4 protein-coding genes and 1 tRNA gene are annotated in these 4,524 nt (G+C 69.6%); 1 reads left to right on the top strand and 4 read right to left on the bottom strand.

What is annotated here, in order from left to right; translation table 11 throughout:
• Positions 1-177: 177 nt before the first annotated feature.
• From ACFXPK_RS21055 to ACFXPK_RS21045, 3 genes are all read right to left on the bottom strand, one after another.
• Positions 178-894 (bottom strand): NDP-sugar synthase, encoded by a 717-nt coding sequence (locus ACFXPK_RS21055; protein WP_384999074.1) that lies wholly within the window; start codon positions 892-894, stop codon positions 178-180.
• 69 nt (positions 895-963) lie between these two features.
• Positions 964-1,386 carry a hypothetical protein gene (locus tag ACFXPK_RS21050; RefSeq protein WP_385077533.1) on the bottom strand — a complete coding sequence of 141 codons (423 nt, stop codon included), beginning with the start codon at positions 1,384-1,386 and terminating at the stop codon, positions 964-966.
• Positions 1,387-1,633: 247 nt separating this feature from the next.
• Entirely contained in the window at positions 1,634-2,758 is a 1,125-nt protein-coding gene (locus ACFXPK_RS21045; protein ID WP_384999068.1) for an ABC transporter ATP-binding protein, read from the bottom strand.
• 206 nt (positions 2,759-2,964) lie between these two features.
• On the opposite strand from ACFXPK_RS21045, the gene ACFXPK_RS21040 reads away from it, so the two are divergent.
• Positions 2,965-3,038 (top strand) — tRNA-Thr (locus tag ACFXPK_RS21040).
• A gap of 45 nt (positions 3,039-3,083) precedes the next feature.
• On the opposite strand, the gene ACFXPK_RS21035 is transcribed toward ACFXPK_RS21040, so the two are convergent.
• Complete coding sequence (locus ACFXPK_RS21035; protein ID WP_385077531.1) at positions 3,084-4,481, bottom strand: tyrosine-type recombinase/integrase; 1,398 nt, start codon at positions 4,479-4,481, stop codon at positions 3,084-3,086.
• Positions 4,482-4,524: the final 43 nt, after the last annotated feature.

The following is a 4,524-nucleotide window of genomic DNA, read 5'->3' as shown; positions in this document are numbered from 1 at the left end:
CTCCACGAGCTCGTGGAACGGCTGTCCAGAACCGGTTCGCCGGGCGCCGCCCGCGACGAAATCGTGCGCGCCGGGGGGCGGCGGGTCGGGGCGCCCCCCGGCCGGGGGGGGGTGGGACCCGGCCGCCGCCCGGGGCCCCCCCCCCCCCTCCTTCATGCCCCTCCGCAGGGGCGGGGCTCAGCGGGCGCCGCCGGCCAGCTCCTTCGCGGCCTCCGTGAGGTCCTTCGCGGTGTCGATGGCGCGCCAGTACGCCCCGTGCGGCAGCGGGAAGCCCGCGAGACGGCGCTCCCTGGCCAGCCGGGGGAAGGTGGTCCGCTCATGGTCGCCGCGGTCCGGCAGCAGCTCGTGGAAGCCCGCGGAGAACACGTACACCCCCGCGTTGATCAGATACGGCGAGGGCGGGGACTCGATGAAGTCGAGGACATGGCCGAACTCGTCGGTCTCGACGGCCCCCCAGGGGATCCGCGGCCGGGCGAGCGCGAGGGTGGCCGTCGCGTCGCGCTCGAAGTGGAAGGCGGCCATCTCGCGCAGGGAGAAGCGCGTCCAGATGTCGCCGTTGGTGGCGTACCAGGGCCTGCCGGGGTCCGGCAGCCCGGCGGCGGCGTGCTTGAGGCCCCCGCCGCGCCCCAGGGGCTCCTCCTCGACCACGGTGGTGACACGCAGCGGGAGATCGGCGGAGTCCAGCCACTCCTGGAGGACCTCGGCGAGATGGCCGCACGAGACGACGGCGTCGGTCACGCCCTCGGCGGCGAGCCAGGCGAGCTGATGGCCGATGATCGGGGTCCCGGTTCCGGGGATCTCGACCATCGGCTTGGGGCGGTCGTCGGTGTACGGCCGCAGCCGCGACCCCTGGCCGCCCGCGAGCACCACGGCCTGTGTCGGATACGTATGCATGCCGTGAACGATAGGCGGGGCGGTCAGGCGGCTCGCGGCCAGGGAGCGGGGCGGCCGGTGTCCGGGGGATCAGCTCCCCGCGGCCTGCTCGGAGACGCCGTACGCGAAGGACGTGTCGCACACGGGGCGGGAGAACGACTGCGCGCGCGCCGGGCCGTACGTGGCCACCGCGGCGCGTCCGAGGGCGCGGGCGATCGACACGCAGTGCCGGGCGAGCGAGGGGCGCTCCTCGACCTGCCGCTGGAGGTGCGTCAGGGCGATCCCCGGATCCTTCTCCTGGAGCTCCACGAGGAGCTGGTCGCGCAGAACGTCCTGGGGGGTACGGGACTTGGCCCGGACCGAGGCGGTGTCCGAGGAGGCCGTCAGGACCTGCGACTCGGTGGTGGTGGTCGCCCACGGAACACGGGCGACCGCGAGGGTCCCGGAGAGCACCAGGACGACGGGCAGTACGAATGCGAGAGTTCGGCCGATACGGCGGGCTGTGTGGGTCACGCAGGCGAGCGTAGCGGTCAGTGATGATTTGGCGACATTTAGTCACTCACTTGAGGGACGGTTCGATCGGTTTTTTCGAATTGGGGGTTGACGGGCGCCATCCGAAATGGCCGCTATGGAGCGGTATTTGCGGCGGGACGACAGCATACGCCGACGGCCCCGTACCGGAGTACGGGGCCGTGCGGAGGAATTCGGGCCGGAGGCCGGCGCGGGCGCGCCGGACCCCTCCCCGGTGGTGCGGCCGGGCTCAGTCGGTGAGGCGCTCGCCCGTGGAGGTCGAGAAGACGTGCGTCTCGCCGGCGCGCGGCACGACGTGCAGCTTGGCGCCCTTGTCCGGCACGGCACGGCCGTTGACGCGGACGACGACCTCCTTGGACTCGCCGCCGACCTCGGCGGTGCCGTACACGTAACCGTCGGCGCCCAGCTCCTCGACGACGTTGACGGTCACGGCGAGACCGGCCGGGGCGTCCTTCGAGAGCGCGCCCGCGGTGCCGCCCTCCTCGACGATGTCGAAGTGCTCGGGACGGACGCCGACCGTGACGGTCTTGTCGCCCTTCTCCGACGCGGCGGAGAGCGCCTCGCGGGAGACCGGCACGACGCTGTTGCCGAACTTCACACCGCCGTCGGTGATCGGCACCTCGACCAGGTTCATGGCCGGGGAGCCGATGAAGCCGGCGACGAAGAGGTTGTTGGGCCGGTCGTACATGTTGCGCGGCGAGTCGACCTGCTGGAGCAGCCCGTCCTTGAGCACCGCCACGCGGTCACCCATGGTCATGGCCTCGACCTGGTCGTGGGTGACGTACACGGTGGTGATGCCGAGGCGCCGCTGGAGCGAGGCGATCTGCGTACGGGTGGAGACACGGAGCTTGGCGTCGAGGTTCGACAGCGGCTCGTCCATGAGGAACACCTGCGGCTCCCGCACGATGGCCCGCCCCATCGCGACACGCTGCCGCTGACCACCGGAGAGCGCCTTCGGCTTGCGGTCCAGGTACTCGGTGAGGTCGAGGATCTTCGCGGCCTCCTCGACCTTCTTGCGGATGTCCGCCTTGTTCACGCCGGCGATCTTGAGCGCGAAGCCCATGTTGTCGGCGACGCTCATGTGCGGGTAGAGCGCGTAGTTCTGGAACACCATCGCGATGTCGCGGTCCTTCGGCGGCAGGTGCGTGACATCACGCTCGCCGATCCGGATGGCGCCACCGTTGACGTCCTCAAGACCCGCGAGCATGCGCAGGGAGGTCGACTTGCCGCAACCGGAGGGACCGACGAGGACGAGGAACTCGCCATCCTCGATCTCGATCTCCAACTGGTCCACGGCGGGCTTCGTGGAGCCCGGGTAGACGCGGGTTGCCTTGTCGAACGAGACAGTAGCCATGGCGATGTGTCCCCTCACCGGCAGGAACGTGCCGGACGATCCGAGTAAAGGAATGGGTCCCCCGCCGGAGATCGGCGGAAGATGGGTCTAGTCCACCTGGGTGAACTTCAGGTGACGCTACCCGGCGTTCGGCGATCTGTCAGCACTCCTGCACGCAGCAAATTCCGGCGGACGGGTGATCGGCTCCGGTTACACTTCTCGGACGCGCCTCCTTAGCTCAGCTGGCCAGAGCAACGCACTTGTAATGCGTAGGTCGTCGGTTCGAATCCGACAGGGGGCTCAGAAAGAGCCCAGCTCGGACGTCGTCTGAGCTGGGCTTTCTCGTTCAGCGGATGCGGCGGCGGCGCCGGTCGCGGGCCGATCGGCTCGCGGTGGTCTCAGTCCTGGTCTCAGTCGGGGGTTCGGCCGGGGGGGCTGCCCGGGGCATGAAGGTGTCGCCCATGCGTTGCATGGCGTCCTTAGAGAGGTGGGAGCGGCCCTTGACGTAGCGGCGGGTCTGGCTGATCTGGGTGTGCCGGAGGATCTCCATGATGGTCACGATGTCCACGCCCAGCTCGTTCAGGATCGTGCCGACGGTGTGGCGGCTTCCGTCGTAGAGGCGCCGGTCGTCGATGCCCGCTTCGGCAAGTAGTTCCTTGAACTCTTCCCAGTCGGCGCGGGGGTCGAGGGGGCGTCCGTCCGGCCGGGTGAATACCGCGTCGTGCTCCTGCCACAGGTCGCCGGCAGCGGCCCGGAGCGCTTCCTGCTGTCCCTTGTGCTCGCTCAGGTAGGGGATGAAGGGCGGCGGGATCGGCACGGAGTTCCTGCTCTTCTTCGTCTTGGGCCGGGTGAAGACGAGTCCGCCCTGCTTCCGCTCCGGGCAGGTGCTCGCGTGCTTCGTGCACGTCTTCGTGCACGGATTGGGGCAGCCGCGCTTGTACGTCTTGTGCGTGGCGCAGTCCGCCGGGCAGGGGGTGAACCGGTGGAGGCGTTCACCGCAGGCGTGCGGGTCCGCGCAGCCGTGGCGCCAGGTGAGGCGTTGGAGCTGCCACTGGGGGTGGAACATCTCGGCTTCGAGGTCGACGTACTTCCAGCGCAGTCCCAGGGTTTCGCCCTGCCGGAAGCCCATGCCGACCCCGACGATCCAGCGCATGTAAGTGGGGCGCTTGACCGCGGCGGTGAGGAAGGCTTTGGCCTCTTCGATCGTGAACGGGTTCGCCTCGGTCTCATCCACCGTGGGCGGATCCACCAGCGTGGCGACGTTCTCGACAACCATGCGCCGGCGGTGGGCGATTTTCAGGGCACGGGAGAGGATGCGGTGCACTTTGAGCACGTGGGAAGGCGCGTGACCGGCGTCGAGCATGTCCCGGTACATGCGTTCCAGGTGCTCGGGCTGGAGCTTGTCGAGGCGGTGGGCGCCGACGCCGGGGACGATGTCGTTGCGGGTCTTCGACCAGTAGTCGTCAAGGGAACGCGGGCGGAGTTTCAGGCTCGCGATGTCGGTGAGGTAGGTCTCCATCCACTTCGCCACGGTCGGCTTGCGCCCGGCCTTGGGCGCGCGCCCCTTGTCGCGGAGGTCCTCCAACTCCCGGACCTTGCGCTTGATCTCGGTCAGGGTGCGGGCCCGGCGGTGGCGCCGGTCGGGGCTGCCGTCGTTCTTGACGCCCATGGTGACGCGGCCGTGCCACCAGCCGTCACTGCCCTCGTAGATGGTGGATTCCAGGTTCGGTTTGCGGGGGCTCATGCGTGCTCTCCAATGGGAGAAGCGGCCCCGGATCGTGTCCGGG

The organism is Streptomyces sp. NPDC059142 (assembly GCF_042755665.1).
In the GTDB taxonomy this organism is placed as follows: Bacteria; Actinomycetota; Actinomycetes; order Streptomycetales; family Streptomycetaceae; genus Streptomyces.
The sequence above is the reverse complement of the archived record's forward strand: the minus strand, read 5'-3'. Positions and strand labels throughout refer to the sequence as shown.